The sequence below is a fragment of the Natronococcus sp. genome (assembly GCF_047921035.1).
In the GTDB taxonomy this organism is placed as follows: domain Archaea; phylum Halobacteriota; class Halobacteria; order Halobacteriales; family Natrialbaceae; genus Natronococcus.
The window spans coordinates 7,171-7,439 of the sequence record NZ_JBLRWX010000131.1 but is presented as its reverse complement, the minus strand read 5'-3'; the positions used below and the strand labels follow the sequence as shown (position 1 = coordinate 7,439).

1 pseudogene is annotated in these 269 nt (G+C 62.8%); it reads right to left on the bottom strand.

Annotated elements, in window-relative coordinates:
• Positions 1-269 (bottom strand): annotated as a pseudogene (locus tag ACNA7R_RS18250) (ribonuclease J); the annotation flags it as partial.

Sequence of the window (269 nt, the reverse complement as noted above, 5' to 3'; positions counted from 1 at the left end):
CCTTCTTGTTCGCGTTCGTACAGTCCTCGATGTAACACAGCACGCCGTTGCCCTCGCGGCCGATCTCGCGGAACCGCTCCATGTCGATCGGGTCGCCGATGACGGGTGTGTGGTCCATGCGCTTGTCCAGCCCGTAGACGACCGCGCCCTCGGGCGTGTGCAAAACCGGGTTGATCGCGTCGATGATCGAGTGGGTGACGTTGACGAACTCGAGTTCGACCTGTCCGGAGTCGCCGATCGACATCGTCTCGCCGGCGTCCATCTTCACG